Origin of the sequence: Paenibacillus sp. 102, assembly GCF_039549175.1 — a bacterium.
GTDB lineage: Bacteria > Bacillota > Bacilli > Bacillales > Bacillaceae_G > Bacillus_A.
The window spans coordinates 117,621-139,534 of the sequence record NZ_JBCGHT010000013.1 but is presented as its reverse complement, the minus strand read 5'-3'; the positions used below and the strand labels follow the sequence as shown (position 1 = coordinate 139,534).

Genomic DNA, 21,914 nt, shown 5'->3' with positions numbered 1-21,914 from the left:
AGCAAGCTCTTAATCCATTCGCTCGACTTGCATGTATTAGGCACGCCGCCAGCGTTCATCCTGAGCCAGGATCAAACTCTCCAATAAAGTTAGTTTGTCTAGCATCATAAAAATAAAAATTGACGTTGCACGTTGTTTGTTTCGTTCAGTTTTCAGAGAACTCGTTTGTCGCTCAATGGCGACTTCCTTATGTTAACATCTTCGTTTTTCGATGTCAACTAAGTTTTTTAATTTCTTTTTTCGCTTTCTGCTGTTTCGCATCAGCGACGGTTATTAATATATCATGCAGGTTATACATGGTCAATACTTTTCGTGAAAAAATTTCACATCCCGTTTATTTCTTTTTTAGCGCACCTTTTTAACAAACCCTGTCTCTTTTAAACCAAAAATTCAAAATTTTATGTTATATTGTTGCTATAGGAGCGTGATGGGAATGGGGATTAAATATTCGAACAAAATCAATAAAATTCGAACCTTTGCGTTAAGTTTAGTATTTATCGGACTCTTCATTGCATACTTAGGCGTCTTTTTCCGAGAAAACATTATTGTCATGACTACCTTTATGATGCTCGGTTTCTTAGCTGTTATCGCTAGTACTTTTGTTTACTTTTGGATTGGTATGTTATCTACAAAGACTGTACAGATTATTTGTCCAAGCTGTAATAAGCCAACAAAGATGCTCGGCCGAGTAGATGCATGTATGCATTGCAATCAACCCTTAACGCTTGATCGTACTTTAGAAGGAAAAGAGTTTGATGAAAAATATAATAAAAAGAACTACAAAGCATAGAATGGGATGGGTTTATATAATAAAGAAAGAGGTCAACGTAGCCGTCAGCCTCTTTCTTTATTATATATTACGCCTTATGACATTCTGGACATACGCCATAAATCTCTAAACGATGACTATTAATAACAAAGCCCGTTGCTTTTGCAGCTTCATCTTCAAGTTGTTCCAAACCTCCATAAGGAAAATCAACAATCTTACCACATTCTTCACAAATCACATGGTAATGCTGACTTGTAACATAATCAAATCTACTTGAAGCGTCTCCATAAGTTAGTTCCTTAACAAGCCCAACCTCTTTAAATACACGTAAGTTATTGTAGACAGTTGCAACGCTCATATTTGGAAACTTACCTTCTAACGCTTTATAAATTTCATCCGCTGTTGGGTGCGTCATAGATTCCACAAGGTACTCTAAAATAGCATGACGCTGTGGAGTAATGCGTACACCCGTATTCTTCAGCATTTCTAGCGCTTCTTTTAATTCTTCTTTGACCACCGTCATGCACCCCGATTCTATACGGATTATTATTTTATAATTCTTATAAAGAGTGTACTCCTTTTCTTGTCAATCGTCAATATTTCTACTATAACTATGTGGTTTATTTTTCACCTAACCTTATTCTTATGTATGTTTGTCCCACCTTTATACATTTACATAGAAAAAAAGTGCGAAATAATCGCACTTGGAATACTATCATCTGAGGAGGTATGCCCTACCCTTTTAATGTATGAAGCAGTAGCAAAAGGGTATAGACATATGCCCCATAGTACTTACATCATAATAAATTTCTTTCGTTCTTACTCATGCAGAACCTTAATTTAAATGCGAAAGGATGTCTTCAATATGTCCCTTCACCTTTACTTTTCGCCACTCTTTTACTAGTTCACCATCTTTATTAATAAGAAACGTAGATCTTTCAATCCCCATGTACTCTTTTCCAAAGTTCTTTTTCAGTTTCCATACATCATATAGTTCTGCCACTTTATGATCTTCATCTACTAAAAGTACGAATGGTAAATCGTGCTTTTCAATAAATTTCAAATGTCTATTCGCCGGATCTGGACTTACTCCAAGTATAACCGTATCTTTTTCTTGGAATAGCCCGTATGCATCACGGAAATCACATGCTTCTGTTGTACATCCTGGTGTCATGTCTTTCGGATAGAAATATAACACTACATTTTTCCCGTAAAAATCCGATAATGTAATCTGCTCTCTGCTACTTCCTTCTAGTGTAAAATCCGGTGCCTTTTCTCCTACTGCAACCATCTTTGTCACTCCTTGTCTTTTCCTTCTACTATAACAAATGCTATTTTATTTTTCATTATCTATCACGGTCCGAACTACGAATGCAAACGGCAAAGTATATCCAATCAACGCTTCAACAATTGCAATCCAGCGCCCAATTCCAACAGGAGTTACATCACCATATCCAACTGATAATAAAGTAACTGCACTAAAATATAAGCATACTTCTACCAGCTGGAAAGAATGAACATTTAAACTTTCTCCATCTTCTCTTAAGGTGGCAAATCCACTTTCCTCTAATACAACATAACTTAATCCAAAAGCGATAAGCACTGTTGTATAAATTAGAAATAATGAAGTTAGATTATATAAGGAAAAGAAACGCTTCGAATCTGAGTATGAGCTCCATAATATTTGAATACTTCTTAACACAGCAATCGCTGCAACTAATAAAATAAGTCCCCATAACATGTCCTCCACCTCATCCTATATGTATGAGGACAAAGAACAATTTATCCCATAGTAAATGAAACTTGTATACCCGCTTTTAATTTCCCGCACCGCGGTATTTCTTCACGCCAAAATTCCAAAGCGTAATTGCAATTGTAAAACAAATCACACCAACAATCGGTGTCGCAAACGCATAACTGTTCCACTCTGTCTTTCTAAGAAAATACGCCGCCGGATATACACCGACAAATGCAAATGGTAATACAAACGTTAAAACAAACCGAATTACGCGGTTATAAATATTTACTGGATATCGTCCATAATTTCCTATGTTATACATGAGGGGCATAATCGAACTTTTTGCATCTGACCAAAAGCCGATACTTGCAAGTGTCACAAATATCCCACCATACACAAGAGCTCCTCCCGCTACCATAAACAAGAAAAGAAAGAAATCGTACCAATAAAAGGATAACTGAAGTTGCATTGCCGCATACCACATTACAACAATCCCAGTAACTGCACCAATTAAAGACTCCAGTTCCATTCGCTCTAATATAATTTGGAATAAACTATGAATTGGCCTTGTTAAAACGCGGTCCATTTCTCCCTTAATAATATAACGATCATTAAAGTCCCATATATTAAAGAAAGCAGAAAAGATTGCAAATGGAACTAAGAAAAATCCATAAATAAAAATAACTTCTTCTCGGCTCCATCCTTTTAACGCTTGCGTATGTCCAAAAACAACAAGAATAAAAATTAAATTTACAGCTTGTAATAGTAAATCAGATAATAATCCAACGATAAAATCACCGCGATACTCCAGTTTCGTTTTTATATATTGGCTTGCATATTGCAAAAACAGTTTTATATATAGCATCTCATCATCCCCCTTGTACAATTAGGCGTTTTCTCGCCGTTTTCCACATCAGCACAATTGGAATAATAAGCACTACTGCCCAAATCATTTGGAATAATAAAGCCTGATACAACTTACTTCCCTGTATACCTTCTGAGAAAATCATACTTGGAATATAACTGATTGCTTGAAACGGTAAAAATACCATTGCCTTTTGGGCCCATAAAGGATAAAAACTAATCGGTAATAATAAACCCGAAAACAAATCAATAACCACACGTTTTGCGTACATAATTCCACTATTATTAAATAAGAAAAAGGTAAGCATGCCTGTCATTAAATTAATTTGTGTATTAATAATAAAACTGAATATTAACGATAGGAAAAACCACAGCCATGTTTGAAAATTCGTTGTAATTTGCAATGAGAATAGAAGCGTAACAATAACCATGCCTGGAATAGAAAAGAATGCAAAACGGAAAATCCCCTCTCCAAGACCTTGCATAACTTTCATTCCTAAGTAGTTATATGGACGAATTAACTCAACAGCTACACGTCCCTCTTGAATTTCCATCGCAATTTCTCTGTCAATATTATTAAAATAAAAAGCACGAGCCATCCATGCAATAGCAATGTAGGTTGTCATTTGAGAAATCGATAAACTTTCAATATTCTCTTTCCCACTGTAAATAGCTTGCCATAAAAAATAATACGCCCCGATATTAATCGTATAAATTAAAATTCCACTGTAGTAGTTTGTTCGGTAAGCGAGCATCATTAAAAAGCGAACACGAATCATTTCAATATACTTACCCATGAATCATACCCTCTTCATAAATGTTACGGATAATTTCTTCTGTCGACACTTCATTAATTTTTAAATCTTTAATTTGGAAAGCTTGAACTACTTTGGAAATGAGCATAGAAATCATAACTTCTTCATTTGGTATTTTCGCAATCCATGTATATTCTTCTTTCCCTTGTGACCAAGCTACATGATTGTCTGGCATTAGCATTGATAATTGTTGGTATGAAACTGGTACAGTAAATTGAAAATGTATTTCTTTTTCTGCCCCCCACTGCGAACGAAGTTTTTCTAATGATCCGTCATACATAATATTTCCTTCATCCAACATAATGACGCGTTCACATAATGCTTCAATATCAGTAATATCATGCGTTGTTAATAAAATTGTTGTTTTATACCGCTCATTCATTTCCTTTAAAAACTCACGGATTTTTAACTTTACGAGAACATCTAATCCAATGGTTGGCTCGTCTAAAAATAAAAGTGGTGGATTATGAATTAACGCCGCTGCTAATTCACAACGCATTCTTTGACCAAGCGATAATTTACGTACCGGCTTATCTAACAACGGTCCAATATCCAACGTTTCAATAACATGCTCCATATGTTCCTTATATTGAATATCCGATACACCATACACTTTCTTTAATAAACGAAATGATTCTTGCACTGCAATATCCCACCAAAGCTGCGAACGTTGACCAAATACAACACCAATTGTTTTTACGAATTCTTCTCGCTGTTTATGCGGGTTCATACCATTTACTGTGATTTGGCCAGACGTCGGTGTTAAAATTCCAGTTAACATTTTAATTGTCGTTGATTTGCCTGCACCATTCTCACCAATATAACCAACCATCTCACCTTGTTTTACAGTAAACGAAACATCATTTACTGCTGGTACTATTTTATAATTACGATTTAATAAATCGCGAAACGCACCTTTTAAGCCAGAGCGACTTGAATACGCTGTAAATTCTTTCCGTAATCCTTGTACTTCAATTACCGATTTCATAATCGGCCCCCTTCCTCGATACCACAACGAATAGTTTACCCAACTGCCATTCCTATCACAAACAATACGTCTTTTTGAAAAACATGTTAGAATAATACATAGATTTTTGTAAGGAGATGAATTGTAGTGAATTTCACAAAATCAGAAGCATTACATAAAGAAGCGTTAGAACATATCGTTGGTGGTGTTAACAGTCCTTCTCGTTCTTTCAAAGCAGTTGGTGGTGGATCCCCTGTTGCAATGGAACGCGGAAAGGGTGCTTATTTTTGGGATGTAGATGGTAATAAATATATCGATTATTTAGCAGCATACGGCCCAATCATTACAGGACACGCTCATCCTCACGTAACAGAAGCAATTAAAACAGCAGCTGAAAATGGTGTTTTATACGGAACACCTACAGCACTAGAAGTAAAATTCGCAAAAATGTTAAAAGAAGCAATGCCTGCTTTAGATAAAGTTCGTTTCGTAAACTCTGGTACTGAATCCGTTATGACAACAATTCGTGTGGCTCGCGCTTATACAGGTCGCACAAAAATTATGAAATTTGCTGGATGCTACCACGGTCATTCAGACTTAGTGCTTGTAGCAGCTGGTTCCGGCCCTTCTACTCTTGGTACTCCTGATTCTGCTGGTGTACCGCAAAGTATCGCACAAGAAGTTATTACCGTTCCATTTAACAATGTAGAAACATTAAAAGAGGCACTAGATAAATGGGGACATGAAGTAGCAGCTATTCTCGTAGAACCAATCGTTGGGAACTTCGGAATTGTAGAACCAAAACCTGGCTTCTTAGAAAAAGTAAATGAGCTTGTTCACGAAGCTGGCGCACTTGTTATTTATGATGAAGTAATCACTGCTTTCCGTTTTATGTACGGCGGTGCTCAAGATTTACTTGGTGTAACACCCGATTTAACAGCGCTTGGTAAAGTAATTGGCGGTGGTCTTCCAATCGGTGCATACGGTGGTAAGAAAGAGATTATGGAACAAGTCGCTCCGCTTGGACCTGCATATCAAGCTGGTACAATGGCAGGAAATCCAGCCTCTATGGCAGCAGGTATTGCGTGCCTAGAAGTTCTTCAGCAAGAAGGCGTATACGAGAAATTAGATGAGCTTGGTGCAATGCTTGAAAAAGGAATTTTAGAACAAGCTGCAAAACATAGTATCGATATTACAGTAAACCGTCTAAAAGGTGCGTTAACTGTATACTTCACAACAGATACAATTGAAGATTATGACGCTGCTCAAAATACAGATGGAGAAATGTTCGGTAAATTCTTCAAGCTTATGCTTAATGAGGGAATTAACTTAGCCCCATCTAAATATGAAGCATGGTTCTTAACAACAGAACATACAAAAGAAGATATCGAATATACAATCGAAGCTGTCGGTAGAGCATTCGCTGCCTTAGCAAACGCATAAAAAATACGTACTCAAAAGAAAAAAATAGAGACCATCCTCTATTTTTTTCTTTTTTCTATTTCATAAATCGCACATTAATAGTATAATTATTCATAATTATCTGTCTTATATTGAAATTCATATTAATTGTTCTGTTATCTATAAGGCAATATACGTATTCAATAATTAGATTATTCTTAACTTTATAACAGAGGGGGGATGGACGGATGCCTAACAATACAAATAAATGGACACCGTCTTTATTTCAAAATTACGCAAATGCAGAACACGATGCGTGTGGAATCGTTTCCGTTATGGAAAAACAGAATGTGCCAACAAAAGAAAACATTGATCTTTGTATACAATCACTTGTAAAAATGAACCATCGCGCTGGCTTTATTAACGGCGAAGGCGATGGTATTGGCGTTCATATCGACTTACCGAAAGCCCTTTGGAAAGAAAAATTAAAAAATAGCGGATATAATCCAGCGATTGTGGATCATCCCCACTTTATCGTTGGACATTTTTTTCTAAATAAAAAAGAAAATCCTAATCTTTTAAAAAACAGCATTCGTAATACATTAAACAATAAAAACTTCACCGTTATCTTCGAAAGTGATGATGTTATAAATTCCGATGCACTTGGTCCTCTTGGTAAACAAGAAGAACCTTTATTTTGGCAAATTGCCGTTCTTTCAGAAACACCAACCGAAAACATCGATCAATTACTATTCGCTTTAACAATTGAAATTGAAGAAAATACAGCAATCCATGTTGCTTCATTAAGTCACGACCATGTTGTATACAAAGTTCTTGGTGCTGGCGATACACTTGTTGCCTACTATGACGATTTACAGCACCCACTTATTGCTTCAACAATGACCCTTGGACATAATCGCTATTCTACAAATACATTATCTAATTTTTTTCGCGTTCAACCATTTAGTATCCTCGGACATAATGGTGAAATTAACACAATTTCCAAGTTACGTGATCAAGCCGAAATGATCGATGTACCACTTACTGCTGGAGGCAGTGATTCTCAAGATTTAAACCGCACCTTAGAAACACTTCTCGTTCATTACAACTACAGTCTATTTGAAGCAATGGATGTATTATTCCCGCCAATTATTAATGAGATTAAATTATACGAGCCACATATGCAAGATTTATATACGTATATTCGTGAAGCATGGGGACATTTCGCTCAGGGACCAGCCGGCATTATTTCACGTCATAAAGATGAAGCTGTTTTTAGTGTAGATTCACTTGGTTTGCGCCCAGTTTGGAAAGTAGAAACAGAAAGCTCCTATATCTTTTCGTCTGAACCAGGTGTAGTATCACCATCTGAATACGTAGCAGAACCAAAGTCACTTGCCCCTGGAGAAAAAGTGGGTTTAAAGTGGAATACACAAGGTGACCTCGTTCTCTACGAATATGAAGCATATCAAGAAGAAGTATATAAACAAATGAAACAACGCATTCATTTTTCAGATTATCATCTCAACTTATCTACTCCAGTTGTAGAAAAGATCGAAGGGTTATCTAACCTCTCTCAAGTTGAAACAGAGCAGTATGTAGCTTTCGGCTGGGATCGTGAGCATATTCAACTTCTTGAACAAATGGCAGCAAAAGGCGTTGAACCGATCCGTTCACTCGGCCATGACGCCCCTCTCGCTGCACTTGATACAGACAGACGAAACATTGCCGATTTTATAAAAGAAAGTGTTGCTGTTGTTACAAATCCAGCAATCGACCGCGACCGAGAAATTGAGCATTTCTCTACACGTACAGTACTAGGAGAACGCCCTAGCTTATTTAGTGGTCAGCAGCAAACTTTTGTTACCGAACTTTTGTCACCGATTGTATTAGAAGGTAATTTAGCCCAATCGATTTCAGAAGATTTAGAAACCATCTCATATGAACAACTTATAAATTTATTCGCAATTCATAGCACCGTTTACAAGTTATCCGTTACCTTTCCAGCATCAGAAACTTTACATGATGCATTAAATCGAATTAGTGCTGAAGCTACAACAGCTATTAAAAAAGGTGCTTCTCTATTATTACTTGATGATGCTAAAGCTCATCAAAACGAACACTTATGGATTGATCCTCATTTAATTACAGCCAAAATACATCAAGAACTAACCGAGCACAAACTGCGCCGAAAATGCTCCATTGTGATAAGATCCGGCGCGCTTCGTTCTTTACATGATATTGTTACACTGTATGGTCTAGGTGCGGATGTTATTAATCCATATTTAATGTTCGCAACTGTAAATGACGGGACAACAATCCCAATTTCTAATTTATATAAAGCACTAAACAAAGGACTTGAAAAAGTCATTTCGACTATCGGTATCCATGAACTGCGTGGTTACGGTCGCCTCTTTTCTTCAATTGGTTTACACGAAGAAATTGCAAATATACTACAAATTACAAACTTTTTAGGATCACGTACTGTGGCATTTTCACTTGAATCTTTAGCAGAAGATGCAAAATCCAGGGCACTTGATTACAGCAATCCAAAAGTTCGAATGCGAAAAACGTTCCATGTATTCCCTCGTATTTGGAAAGCAATTGGTGATGTAGCAAAAGGGAATACTTACGATAATTATCGCGAGAAATTAGCTGAAGTAGAAGATAAGAATCCAATTGCAATTCGTCATCTTGTCCAAATGAAAGAAGCAGAGCAACCAGTGCCGACTGAGCGCGTTTCAATTGGTGTGAAAAATCATAACTTGCCATTTATTATTAGTTCGATGTCATTTGGCTCTCAAAATGAGATTGCATTTCGTGCTTATGCAGAAGCCGCCGATCGCCTCAATATGATTAGTTTAAACGGCGAAGGCGGAGAGATTAAAGATATGATTGGTAAATACCCACATACACGTGGCCAACAAATTGCATCAGGGCGCTTTGGAGTGAATGCCGAACTGTTAAACTCATCAAATTTAATTGAAATCAAAATTGGGCAAGGAGCAAAACCTGGTGAAGGCGGACATTTACCTGGATCAAAGGTGACTTCTAAAATTGCCGAGGCACGTAATGCAACAATTGGTTCGGACTTAATTTCTCCTTCTAATAACCATGATATTTACTCGATTGAAGACTTAGCACAAATGATTACCGAAATTAAAACAGCCAATCAACTTGCAAAAGTCGCTGTCAAAGTCCCAGTTGTTCCTAACATTGGAACAATTGCTGTAGGAATCGCAAAAGCTGGTGCTGACTTCATTAATATTAGCGGCTTTGATGGTGGAACAGGTGCTGCACGTATTCATGCCCTGCAACATGTAGGTCTTCCAGTTGAAATCGGCGTAAAAGCTGCTCATAACGCTCTATTAGAAGCAAATATGAGACACAACGTCGAGATTTGGGCAGATGGTGGGATTCGTAGCGTAAATGATGCGCTAAAAATTATGCTTCTTGGTGCAAATCGCATTGGATTCGGTACTTTATCTATGATTGCAATTGGCTGTACAACGTGCCGTGGATGTCACTTAGATACATGTCATGTTGGTATTGCAACACAAATCGAATCAGAGGCGCAGGCAAAAGAGCACGGACTACGTCGTTTTGTTCCACGTCAATTTGAAAATGCTGTAGAAGGTTTATTGAACCTATTTACCGCTTTCGGAACAGAACTTAAACGATTAACAGGTGGACTCGGTTATGCGAACTTACAAGAAATTGTTGGTCGTTCTGATTTGCTGGAACAAACGAGAGGCATAGAACGATTAGATTTACACAACTTATTACAAACATTAGACAATGCGTCCTATATGATAACAGAAGCGGCGCAGCAACAAGATTATGTAACAACTGATTCATTCCAATCAAAAGAACTAGTTGGTGTTGGTGTAGATCAACGCGTAATGGGTGGTCTTGAATCATGCTACCGAGTCCGCAGTAAATTATATGACAACAATACGCTTGAACCAATCACATTAAAATATACAAATGGTTCCGTTCCCGGAAATGGATTAGGTGCCTACAATAGCGAAAACTTATTTATTCATGTAAATGGCGGTGCACAAGATGGCATCGGAAAAACATCATTCGGTGGCGGTATTTATATCACAAAAGCAAAAGGAAAAGATGGAACATACTATAACGGTTCTGTCGGAAAAGGTTTTGGGTACGGCGCACAAAAAGGAACTTTATATGTGCAAGGTAACGCCGATGCACGTGCTGGCATTCGCTTATCTGGAGCAGATATGATTATCGGTGGGAAAATCACAAAACCACTTCGAGAAAAAGAACACGGGAATCTCGGCGTTCATGCAAATATTAAAGGCTTTGCTTTTGAATATATGACAAACGGTCGCGCTCTCGTTCTTGGTGATCCTGGCCCATGGATTTGTGCAGGTATGACTGGTGGTGTCGTTTATTTACGTCATCAACCTGAACTCGGTTTAACAGAATCTGCCCTGCGAAGAAGAATCGCAAAAGGAGCAAATGTAACATTACGTCCACTTAGCAAAAATGGTGAATCAGACATTACCGAATTATTATTAGACTACATTCGCGTATTAAAGGAGCATGAACAGTATGAGGAAGTTACTCTCTTAACATCGTTATTGGATGACATTCAACTTCACTTTTATGAAATCATTCCGAAAAAAGAACAAGCAGACCCATCTATTTCAACTGAATGATACAATCCAATTTTTATTCACTAAAAAATTGACGAAGTGAGCATCACATAGTAACCTATAATAACAATTTGAAAACCTGCTGAAATTCAGCAGGTTTTTTCACTAAAAATACACGTTCAAAAAGAAGGATTTAGAGAGCCGAGCAGGTCGAGGAACGGAAGCCAGGAGGAACGGAGTGTAGTTCATACTACATGAGTACCGGACTGGCGACGTAACGAAGACATGCGACAGCTATCTTGATCGGAATTTTTGAACTTCCACTAAAATATCACTTGCTAACATATTCTAATGAATGTATAGTATCATGTTGTATCATTCATTATGACAAGAGAGAAAGGATATTAAAAAGGGTATGAAACTTGGTGCTCGCATTTTAAAAACGGGTATTGCCATTACATTAGCTTTATTTGCTTGTATTTTGCTACAACTACCGAGCCCCGTATTCGCGGGAATTTCAGCAATTTTTGCTGTGCAACCATCTGTATACCGCTCGTATTTGACCGCACTCGAACAAATTCAAGCAAACGTAATTGGTGCAGTATTTGCTATCGCATTTGCTTTTGCTTTTGGAAACAATCCTTTTATTATTGGTTTAACTTGTATATTAGTTATTGCTCTTACACTACGATTACGTTTAGAAAATACAATTTCCATTGCTTTAGTAACGGTTATTGCAATTATGGAGTATCAAGGAGCAAACTTCTTCGACTTCGCTCTGCTTCGCTTTGCAACGATTATGACCGGAATTATCGCAGCTTCACTTGTAAATTTAATATTTATGCCGCCAAAATACGAAACGAAACTATATCATCGTATCGTTGATAACACAGAAGAAATTGTGAAATGGATTCGTATGAACAGCAGGCAAGCTTCTGATTTCACAACATTGAAAACAGATATTGATCGCATGAAAGAAAAAATGATTAAATTAAATCATTACTACTTACTGTACAAAGAAGAAAGAAGCTATACGAAAAAAATACAATTCGCGAAAATTCGTAAGCTAGTCTTATTTAGGCAAATGTTAGCAACAACTAGTCGTGCATTAAGTACATTAAAAGCATTACATCGCACTGAAAATGAATTACGATATATGCCTGAGCCATTTCAAGAATCCATTCAAAATGAATTAGATTCATTAACACACTATCATGAACAAGTTTTATTAAAATTTATTGGCAAAGCGAAAAAACAACAGTCTGTTGAGATGCTTGATGAAGTAGAAACTGGTAAACAAGAATTAATTGATATATTTATGGACTATCAAAATAAAGAGGATGAAGAATCCTATAAAATATGGTTACATCTCTTCCCTCTCATTTCTTCAATTATTAATTACAGTGAAGAGGTTGAACATTTAGATCTACTCGTAGATAGTTTTTATACGTATCACAAACCAGAAGACGAGCTACAAATTGATGAAAAAAAAGAAGACGAATAAAGAAACAGCTCCTTTAAGCCAAAGGAGCTGTTTCTTCTATATGTTGAATTTGATATAAATTATAATAAAATCCTCTTTTTTGCATTAATTGTTCATGAGAACCCTTTTCTTTTATTTCACCATCTTCAATATATATAATTGTATCCACATGTGTAATGGTGGCCAATCTATGAGCAATGATTATTGTTGTACGGTCCGCAGCTAATGTTTGAAGAGCTTCTTGAATATGTCTTTCGTTCTCTAAGTCCAAAGCCGATGTTGCTTCGTCTAATATAAGTAAAGAAGGATTTTTCAAGAAGACACGTGCAATCGCTACACGCTGCCTTTGTCCACCCGACAACTTTACGCCTCTTTCTCCAACAACTGTATCGTAGCCATCTGGCAAGTGCATAATGAAATTATGAATCTGCGCTGCTTTTGCAGCTGCAATCACTTCCTCTTTCGTTGCTTTCGGGTTTCCATATAAAATATTAGATTGAATCGTATCACTAAATAACAGATTGTCTTGCAAAACAATACCGATATGACTACGTAAATTTCTTACATCATAATCTCTCACATTTACACCATCTACATAAATCGCACCGCTAAAAACATCATAAAACCTTGGAATTAAACTAGCTAGTGATGACTTTCCTCCTCCACTCGCTCCAACGAGGGCAACTTTTTCTCCAGGTCGAATTGAGAAAGAAAGATGATGTAGCACATCTTTTTCATCCGCATTATACCGAAAAGAAACTTGATCAAATACAATTTCACCAGAAAGTTTTTTTGGTAAAATTGCGTTTGGAGAATTTACAATATCATACTTCTCATCTAATAGCTCAAACACTCGATCCATTGATGCAAATGATTGTGTAAGTGTTGTAGAAGAGTTAACAAGGCGACGAAGCGGACTATATAAACTATCCATATAACCAACAAAAGCAACCATCGTTCCAAGCGTTAAAGAACCTTCAATCACTTCATATGCTGCAAACGCAATAACAAGTAACGGCCCTAAATCCGTTAATGTATTGACTGTAGAAAATGTTCGCGCTGTCCAGCTTGTATGTGTTAATGCTTTTGTTAAAAACTCATTGTTTTTCTTTTCAAACTGCCCCTTTTCATACTCTTCTAATGCAAAACTACGTGTCACTTGCATCCCTTGAATACGCTCATGTAAGTAACCTTGCATCGTTGCTAATGCTTGTGAACGATCTTTCGTTAATTTACGAAGGCGCCCAAAGAAGTATTTCACTGCAACTGCATAAATCGGCAAAATTAGCAATGCAACCAGCGTTAATTTTATATTCATAGAAAACATAACTACGATTGCAATAAAAATCGTAGCTGTATCGAGCCACACGTTCATAAGCCCTGTAATAACAAAATCCTTCGTCTGCTCTACATCATGGATTACGCGCGAAATAATTTCACCTGTTTTTGTATTTGAATAGTAGCGTAAACTTAACTTTTGTAGATGTCCAAAAATATGTTTTCGCAAGTCATAAAGTACCGTATTACCAATACGCTGCGCAAAATATTGACGATAATATTCAACAGGTGGTCTCAGTACACCAAAAATAAAAAAGGCAATACCGATTGCCGTTATCAATTGTGATGTTTTCTCTTGAAGAGATCCACTGCCTTGAATAACATCATCAATAATATACTTTAATAACCACGGCATAATAAGTGGAATACCAAACTTAATGAGTCCAATAATAATTGTAATTGTAATTAGCCACCGATATGGTTTTACAAATTGTAAATATCTTTTTATTCCCTGCATGTAATTCCCCCCCTAATAGGACAAACCTGCCGGGAAAATCCCTGCAGGTTTGTTCTAATCTCTATACATTAAATACCGTTCATACCACATATCAACAAAGTCTGGCGCAAATGGCCCTTTTCTTTGATGAATCCACTGTGTTAAGTACTCTACATTTCTTTTTAGTATCGTATCAATCACTGGAGGATACTTCATCATCTGACTATGCTTCTCATACTCATCTTCATCTAAAAGTGTATATGTCATATCTGGATATACTTTAATATCCAGATCATAATCAATATACTTTAATGCTTCAGAATCATATGCAAATGGAGAACTTAAATTACAATAATAGTATACTCCCTCTTCTCTTAACATACCGATTACATTAAACCAATAATTTGAATGAAAATAACAAATTGCAGGCTCACGCGTAATCCATGTCCGACCATCTGATTCGGTTACTACAGTCCGATCATTTGCACCAATTACAAGACTTTGTGTCCCTTTTAAAATTGTAGTCTCTTCCCACATTCTATGAATGGAGCCATTATGTTTATAACTATGTATTTGTACTTTTTCTCCTTCTTTGGGAAATCCCATACGTGCTCCCTTCTTTCACTGTGAACGCTCTTCTAAAGTTTCATTAACTAGTATCGTTCCTTTTAAAAACGTATTGAGCCGAATTCACTTTTTTTCTATTATAACTTTTTTGTCAAAATTTTAAAACTAAACCGATGCAATCCAATTTTCATAAACACGAATGAATTACTCTTCATTGACAAATCATGACGCGACAAAAAGCCCTTCTTCATAAATTAAGAAAGGGCTTTTCCAACTAAAGTATCAAAACATGTCACTTCTTTAGTTAGAAATTATTTTTTCCGTTTCAAAAGAATGAATCACTTCATTTGTTTGTTGCTCAAATTTTTCATGCAAAAGCTTCAAAGCTTGTTCCGTTTTGTGTATTTCTTGACGAATAAAATGCAAATCTTTTTTATCGCACTTTCCTTGTTCACTTGTTTCGATTTGTTGGTACTTCTCTAGATGTGCTTGTAACTTCAGTAACTCATCCATTGTTTGCAATTGCTCTCCTACCAACTTATCAAATAAATTCATCATTTACCTCCTGTTTCTAATAAAGTGAAACTTTAATCAAACCTGACCACTCAGGATTTTACGGGATAAATTCTCATCATCTATTCATACAGGATACATCGCTACTACATATTTTCTAATCTCCTATCGTCTTCTCCTTTGACTACATTTGTTGACTTATTAGAAGTTATGTCGGCTCTCTCAATAAAATTCTCAAAACAATCGAGTTAAATGCCATTAGACTTTCACTAGTAAAAGATCATTTCATTGCAAACAAAGAAAACACTCCTCTTGAATCGAGAAGTGTTTTTCTTTGTTATTGATTCGTGCTAGAAGATTGCGATTTTTTCGCTGCTGATTTTGCGTTTTGTTGTTTTACTGCTTGCACATCAGTGTCAGTTGCAAACTCTGTACCGTAACTAGCATTTGCACTTTGAACCCCAGCACTAGAAGAAGCCTGTGCTTTTTTCGCTGCTGATTGCGCATTTTGTTGCTTTACTGCTTGTACGTTTGTCTCAGTTGCAAACTCTGTACCATAGTTAGCATTTGTGCTTTGAATGCTAGCACCAGAAGTTGCTTTATTATAACCTTGTTGTTTTTTACTCATCTTTCTCACCTCCACAATCAATAATGTAACCAACCATTCAAAAAGATATCCGTAAAATTATTTTTTAATTGGCGCATATATCTCTCTAGGCTCATTCAAACTACGTATGATGGAGGTGTATAGCATGTATGTTGGACGCGATATGACAGAACTATCTATGATTTCAAAAGAAGACTGGAAACAAGATGAATTAGCTTATTTTCACCATTCCTTGCAACAAATCATGCCTTATTTGAATGTAGAAGGACAAACGATTTATAAAGAAATTATAAAAGAAATTGAATCTCGGGGCGGCCTTCAAAAAAGCGAAGCGGATTGGACACACGGTACAAAAATTTCTTATGACTAAAAAACGTGTTCCCTAATTTGGGAACACGTTCCATCTCCAACCTTTTTTACCTGTTGTAAATGACCAAACCGGTGACGTTACTCGACCACCATATCGATCTTCAACTTTGATATACCATTGATACGTCGTATTTTCCTTTAGATTCTCTAATTTTACTTTTGCATTGCGCCAATTTGCTACAAAATTATCTTTACCAATTACTTCATTCGTATATACATTTACTTCTACATTATCGGTTGCAACTTGTTTTATCGCAAGTTTTAAATCAACATCTAATTCAAATTCATCTTTTCCTGGATAGTCTTCTGGTTTATAAAAATTATATTCATTTAAATACGGAGAGTATGTTTTCACATACATTTTGTTCGCAGTTGTATCAAATTGTAAAAGACGCATATAACCTTGTCCACCTTCTGGACCACCTTGATAGTCCGCTAGCATTTGATATACTTTTCGATCTGGGGCTCCATCCCCATTATCATCAATTTCATCAACTAAAGTCTCACTATCATGATAATGTCCACTCAACACAGCTAGTACATTTTTATTCGGCTTAACTACCTCATTATAAATTTTATCGCCGATTGGACTGCGATTACCGGATACAAGTAAATATTCATGGAATGATAGAAACGCTTTTCGATTTGGATATTTCTTCAATATTTCCTTCATCCATTGAATATCTTCATCTGTAACGCCCCATCCCATATACAACATAATAAAATCGTTACCTTTTGCTGAAATCAAATCGTAATGTCCACGGTTGTTCTTATAACTTTCACCGTAAAATGGCTTATCTTTAAAACGCCAGTCCCCAAAATATTTCGAGTATGCTGTATAGTCTTCATCTTTATGGTTTACATCGTGATTCCCAGCCAATACACCATACGGTACTTTCGCATTCTCCAGCACTTTCATATACTCATCTGCGCGCTGCCATTGAAATTCTTGATATGACTTATCAACAAGATCTCCTGTATGGAATACATATTTAATATTTAATGGGTCTTTTTGTGCTGCAATCCAGTCAACCTGACTTTTATAAATATACGGATAACTTTCGGAGTAGTACTGTGTATCCGACATCCATACAAACGTGTAATCAAACTTATTTGGTGAACTTGGAATTTGATCTTGCACGATCACACTTACTTTTTGATTTTTTACATATTCTTTCGCTAATACTGCACCTTTTAATTCAAAATCTTTGTTTCCAGAAATTTCCGATGCAAGCTCTGTCCACTTATTTGTCGCGTAGTTCCAAGCATACATCGTAACTTTTCTTCCCTCTAGAGAATGACCGTACCATTTCACTTCTACCGTATCATCGTTTCTTACGTCAGCAGCGACTGTTACATCAAAACGATGGTATGGAAATTTTTCTGTCGATTCTGTTGTATAATATTTCCCATCTTTTTTACTAACTTTGCTTAACTGATCCTTATTCAAACTCTTCTCACCACTTACATCAAAGCCTTGTGGTGGCTCCTGTTCTATCATATTTTCAGTAATTTTCATGTGGTCTGTTTGATTCGGCTTATACGCATACCCTTTATAAAACGTCGCCTTCATTGCATCATTTGTTGGATCGGTTACTTTCGCTTCAAGTGTTGGATTCGTACTCACATTTCCCTCCCCATCTTTAGGAGAAATAGGGGTAGGATCTGTCGGATCTTCTGCCCATGTTTCAAACATCACAGTCTTCTCTTGACGATTTCCCACTTGATCCTCAGCCTCCATATGCAGCTCATGCTTTCCTGCTGCTAATTGCGCAGAAGACGTTTCATATGGAGTTTCAATCTCTTTCCCATCCAAAATTACTTTTTTACTCTTTACTCCTGCTATATCATCTGTAACTGTTACATCAATTGGAATTTTCCCTTTATATTTCTTATTTTGTACTGTAGTAGAAATCTGCGGTGGTGTATTATCGACTTTTACATTCGCAACAGCTTCTTTATTCACACCATCTTGCACTGCAATTCGATGTTTCCCGTCCTTCACTTTCTTTGTATCCCATAAGTACGCATTCGAAATAAATTTCTCTTCTGGAACTTTAAATTCAAATGAAAATACCGGTGTTGATGTATCTCCATCACCAACTGATAATTCCTGATTTGGATTTGCAAAGTTCGGATCATATAAAGTCGTTCCATCCGCTAATACAAGACGGGCATTTTTCAAATAAAAATCATCTTTGTTCTCTTCCACTCGATCATCAAATGGAGACGTTTTTGTGCCAGACCTGATATCAATTTTGAATGGCTCGTTATATTTAATCTTTGATTGATCAATTTTTACAGTTAATGTGACATAATCACTATACGTATCATCAAATACACGCAATACGTCCTTCCCGATCGTAACCGCATTTTTAAAATACAAATCAGTTTGCTTTACATCGAATGCAAAATAAGCTGGCTTCTCTAAAGCGCGGTATGTGTTTGTCTCTACTTTCTGTCCATCCACTAAAAGAGAAAGTTGTTCAGATCCAACCGACGACGAAGTTCCTTTTAACAAAACTTGATTTGCAACTACCTCATCATCTTTTACATTGAGACGAAGAGGACTTTTATCTTTCTCACCATCTATTTGCACTGAATACACATCACTTTTCACTACATTTAAACCATCGGAAGCTTCCAAGTAATATGTTATTTTTTCTTTTCCAATTAATTCAGGCGAGTAAATCGTATAATGGTATTGTTTATCTAGACGATCTTCTACTAAATTTTCAACTTTATATTCTGCATTATCATTCGTTTTGTAATATAATTTCACACTTTTCACTTGTTCGTTATCAAGAACAGAAAAACTCAATTTATGATCTTGAAATTCAGAAATTTGCCCTTCTGCCGCTTTATGTGAAATCGTCGGTACAATCGTATCTTCTTTCAAGGCAACTCGTTCAGCCGGTACTTGCCCTTCGAATATAGTTCCTGGGGATGCATTATGCTCTGTACTACTAATCTTTTGCATAATTTGCGAACCATCTTGAGGATAGCGATATAAAATTCCCTTATTTGCTTTCACATCAACTTGGTTTGCTTGATCATTGTAGTAGGCAGCTGCAATTTCTTTCCCTGTCTTTGTTGCAACGACAATGCCACGGGCACTTCCATTCGCCATGCCATTTGAATATATTCTAACAATATTTTTATTTTCTGCTAAATTCACGCCAAATTGTTTATTAAAATCAGCTACAGTTTTTTCATTGTTTTCACCATTTATAATCCAAAATACGAGAGCCTGCCCTGATGGAATGACAACACCATCTGGAGTAGATCCCCAAATGAGATCTCCCTCTGGCCCTTCAGATGGGTAACGATATCGAATTGTATAATCTTTAAAATTAATATCTTGCTTACTATTATTATACACCTCAATAAATTCATATCCATCTGCTTTTCCAACATTCGTCGTGTCCGGTGTTACTTCGGTAATTAAAAATGGTGGTAAGCTTTGCGGATCTATTTTTTTATGTTCTACTTTTGTTTCATAAGATTTTTCAATTGTTTTTTGATTACCTTGCACGACAATTTTATAAAATAACGAATTTCCCCATAGCTCTTTTTGAGGAATGGTCACCTTATAAATATCGCTATTTCCTTCTTTGTTCATCTGCAATTTTTTATGTTCCATCTTGCCATCTTGGGTATACAAAACAGCTACATTCTCTCCGCCCTGAATCTTTGCAGTAATCGTTAAATCTTCTGTTGCTATATGAGTAGGTAATGCCGTATGCTCAATCGCAACATCTACTTGATCTGATTGTTTTACTGGCTCTAGCGGTACTTGAAATGGTATTTGCACACCAGGTGTTTCTTTTTCAAACAAACCTACTTTTTGCATGTCAGCACTTTCATGTTTGTATGCATAAGCAATACTTTTACCAACCTTTACATCTTCTTTCTCATATGTTGCAGATGATAAAACAGTTCCGTACTGATCAGCAAATTGAATGGTTCTTCCAACGCTATTAGACATTCCATCTGCTTCAATTTGAATTACTTGTTCCTCAGTGATATTTCCACCATATGCTTGAATAAAATCTTGTTTTGATAACGCCGCATTTCCCTCATTTTTAATCCAAAACACTCTCGTTCCTTTTGCTGGAATTGTCGCCTCTTCTGTAATATTCCAATCTTCACTTCCTGTATCGGAATATTTATAAATAAACTTATAATTTTTCAACTGTATTGCTTCAATTGAATTATTGTATATTTCTATAAACTCATATCCATCTTTCCCATTTATATTTATCGTATCTGGCATGAGCTCTGTAATCATAACTGCCCTATTTTTTGTATAATCTTCAGTTTGATGTCCAATAGTACTCTTAAATTGTTCCTTTTCTGGAAATGTGATCATTTTTCCATCCTGTTCAATCTCAAACCAATATGTAAATGTATCAGACCATATATCTAACTTTGGAACAATAATAGAGTACAAATTATTCTCAGCTTTATTCATCTCTAGCTTTTTCACTAACAAATTAGAGGAACTACGATATACAAGATTTACTTTTGCCTTATCATATACACTGGCTAACTGAAGTTCAATCGGTAAATCTTCCTGTGCATTAATTTTCAATTTAGGTACATGTACGATTTCTTGTAACTGCTTTTCTTTTTGACTATTATCTTTTGGTGTAGGTTGTTTTTCTATTACTTCTTTGGAGTTTGGTTGTATAGTTTCTGGTTGCGTAGCTTTTGGTGGTACCGGCTCTAGCGGTTTAGAGTCTGGCTGAACTTGCTCTTTTTGTGTGGATTCCGTAGATGCTGATTCTTTTCCCTGCGATTGGAATATAGTATAAGTTCCTGGCGATGGTATTTCATTTTTCATCTCTTTTTTTGTTTCATTCAAAAAAGAATGAATTGACATACCTTTATTCTCTTTTCTTGTTTCAATGACATCTACCGTTTTATTCTTCTCATTCATTACTTCAATCTTAATTTGTTCATCACTTAAATCTTCAGCAGCAAATAATACATGATCTTCTTTTATTCCCGTCTTATAGCGTTCATTAATCTCATTAACTGTTTTATCTCCAAATACAATTAACTTCGTTTCTTTTGGTTGTACAGATTGTTTTTCATTTTCATCTTTAAGTTTCAGCACTTTTCCATTGACCTTCAGTTGAACATTCCTCATGTCCATAACTTTCGCTGATGAATTATACAATTCGATATAGCGGAAATCATCCGTATAATGCACTTCTGAAATGAGAACTTGCTGATTTTGTTCCCTTTCTTCAGCAAAAATGATCTGAGCTGGCCCAGCTAATGTTTGAAGCAAGAAAGTCGCTATAACTGCTGAACTGATTATTTTTTTAAGCATTTCCTATCCCCCTTTAAATTTTTCATTACAACTTTCATTGTATTTGTCATTTGTTAAGGGAATATGAAATATTTGTAAGTAATT

General features: G+C 36.1%; 16 protein-coding genes and 1 rRNA gene. 5 read left to right on the top strand and 12 right to left on the bottom strand.

Translation table 11 applies throughout. The features are described 5' to 3' along the window. Positions 1 to 87, bottom strand: a 16S ribosomal RNA gene (locus AAIE21_RS22120); the annotation flags it as partial. Positions 88 to 433: 346 nt separating this feature from the next. Between AAIE21_RS22120 and AAIE21_RS22115 the strand changes: the two genes are divergently transcribed. Continuing rightward, positions 434 to 790 carry a YgzB family protein gene (locus AAIE21_RS22115; RefSeq protein ID WP_343268757.1) on the top strand — a complete coding sequence of 119 codons (357 nt, stop codon included), beginning with the start codon at positions 434 to 436 and terminating at the stop codon, positions 788 to 790. A 67-nt stretch (positions 791 to 857) separates the two neighbouring features. On the opposite strand, the gene perR is transcribed toward AAIE21_RS22115, so the two are convergent. The 6 genes from perR to AAIE21_RS22085 form a co-directional block, all read right to left on the bottom strand. Next, positions 858 to 1,292, bottom strand: coding sequence for a peroxide-responsive transcriptional repressor PerR (perR, locus tag AAIE21_RS22110; protein ID WP_343268756.1), 435 nt, complete (start codon positions 1,290 to 1,292; stop codon positions 858 to 860). Positions 1,293 to 1,604: 312 nt separating this feature from the next. Further along, positions 1,605 to 2,060 (bottom strand): thioredoxin-dependent thiol peroxidase, encoded by a 456-nt coding sequence (gene bcp / locus AAIE21_RS22105; protein WP_343268755.1) that lies wholly within the window; start codon positions 2,058 to 2,060, stop codon positions 1,605 to 1,607. A gap of 45 nt (positions 2,061 to 2,105) precedes the next feature. Continuing rightward, a complete protein-coding gene (locus tag AAIE21_RS22100; RefSeq protein WP_343268754.1) occupies positions 2,106 to 2,510 on the bottom strand; it encodes an ion channel in 405 nt (134 codons plus the stop codon). A 76-nt stretch (positions 2,511 to 2,586) separates the two neighbouring features. Then, positions 2,587 to 3,372 (bottom strand): ABC transporter permease, encoded by a 786-nt coding sequence (locus AAIE21_RS22095; RefSeq protein ID WP_343268753.1) that lies wholly within the window; start codon positions 3,370 to 3,372, stop codon positions 2,587 to 2,589. Between the two features lie 4 nt (positions 3,373 to 3,376). Then, entirely contained in the window at positions 3,377 to 4,168 is a 792-nt protein-coding gene (locus tag AAIE21_RS22090) for an ABC transporter permease (protein WP_343268752.1), read from the bottom strand. Then, complete coding sequence (locus AAIE21_RS22085) at positions 4,161 to 5,174, bottom strand: ABC transporter ATP-binding protein (RefSeq protein WP_343268751.1); 1,014 nt, start codon at positions 5,172 to 5,174, stop codon at positions 4,161 to 4,163. Before AAIE21_RS22085 ends, AAIE21_RS22090 begins: the two co-directional genes overlap by 8 nt. A gap of 126 nt (positions 5,175 to 5,300) precedes the next feature. On the opposite strand from AAIE21_RS22085, the gene hemL reads away from it, so the two are divergent. From hemL to AAIE21_RS22070, 3 genes are all read left to right on the top strand, one after another. Beyond that, the gene (gene hemL, locus AAIE21_RS22080; RefSeq protein ID WP_017153978.1) at positions 5,301 to 6,596 is read left to right on the top strand and encodes a glutamate-1-semialdehyde-2,1-aminomutase; all 1,296 of its coding nucleotides are present in this window, start codon (positions 5,301 to 5,303) and stop codon (positions 6,594 to 6,596) included. A gap of 206 nt (positions 6,597 to 6,802) precedes the next feature. Next, entirely contained in the window at positions 6,803 to 11,239 is a 4,437-nt protein-coding gene (locus tag AAIE21_RS22075) for a glutamate synthase-related protein (protein ID WP_343268750.1), read from the top strand. Positions 11,240 to 11,591: 352 nt separating this feature from the next. Continuing rightward, positions 11,592 to 12,680 carry an aromatic acid exporter family protein gene (locus AAIE21_RS22070; protein WP_343268749.1) on the top strand — a complete coding sequence of 363 codons (1,089 nt, stop codon included), beginning with the start codon at positions 11,592 to 11,594 and terminating at the stop codon, positions 12,678 to 12,680. A gap of 13 nt (positions 12,681 to 12,693) precedes the next feature. On the opposite strand, the gene AAIE21_RS22065 is transcribed toward AAIE21_RS22070, so the two are convergent. The 4 genes from AAIE21_RS22065 to AAIE21_RS22050 all read right to left on the bottom strand — a co-directional run bounded on the left by AAIE21_RS22065 (position 12,694) and on the right by AAIE21_RS22050 (position 16,156). Further along, positions 12,694 to 14,454: an ABC transporter ATP-binding protein gene (locus AAIE21_RS22065; protein WP_343268748.1), complete on the bottom strand. Its 1,761-nt coding sequence runs from the start codon at positions 14,452 to 14,454 to the stop codon at positions 12,694 to 12,696. A 54-nt stretch (positions 14,455 to 14,508) separates the two neighbouring features. Further along, on the bottom strand, positions 14,509 to 15,039 hold the full coding sequence (gene ntdP, locus AAIE21_RS22060; protein ID WP_343268746.1) for a nucleoside tri-diphosphate phosphatase: 531 nt from the start codon (positions 15,037 to 15,039) through the stop codon (positions 14,509 to 14,511). Between the two features lie 261 nt (positions 15,040 to 15,300). Next, the gene (locus AAIE21_RS22055; RefSeq protein WP_336453334.1) at positions 15,301 to 15,555 is read right to left on the bottom strand and encodes a YgaB family protein; all 255 of its coding nucleotides are present in this window, start codon (positions 15,553 to 15,555) and stop codon (positions 15,301 to 15,303) included. A gap of 295 nt (positions 15,556 to 15,850) precedes the next feature. After that, positions 15,851 to 16,156 (bottom strand): gamma-type small acid-soluble spore protein, encoded by a 306-nt coding sequence (locus AAIE21_RS22050; protein ID WP_343268762.1) that lies wholly within the window; start codon positions 16,154 to 16,156, stop codon positions 15,851 to 15,853. A gap of 109 nt (positions 16,157 to 16,265) precedes the next feature. Between AAIE21_RS22050 and AAIE21_RS22045 the strand changes: the two genes are divergently transcribed. Continuing rightward, entirely contained in the window at positions 16,266 to 16,490 is a 225-nt protein-coding gene (locus tag AAIE21_RS22045; protein WP_174102954.1) for a hypothetical protein, read from the top strand. Positions 16,491 to 16,502: 12 nt separating this feature from the next. On the opposite strand, the gene AAIE21_RS22040 is transcribed toward AAIE21_RS22045, so the two are convergent. Then, positions 16,503 to 21,830 (bottom strand): lamin tail domain-containing metallophosphoesterase family protein, encoded by a 5,328-nt coding sequence (locus tag AAIE21_RS22040; protein ID WP_343268745.1) that lies wholly within the window; start codon positions 21,828 to 21,830, stop codon positions 16,503 to 16,505. Positions 21,831 to 21,914 lie beyond the last annotated feature (84 nt).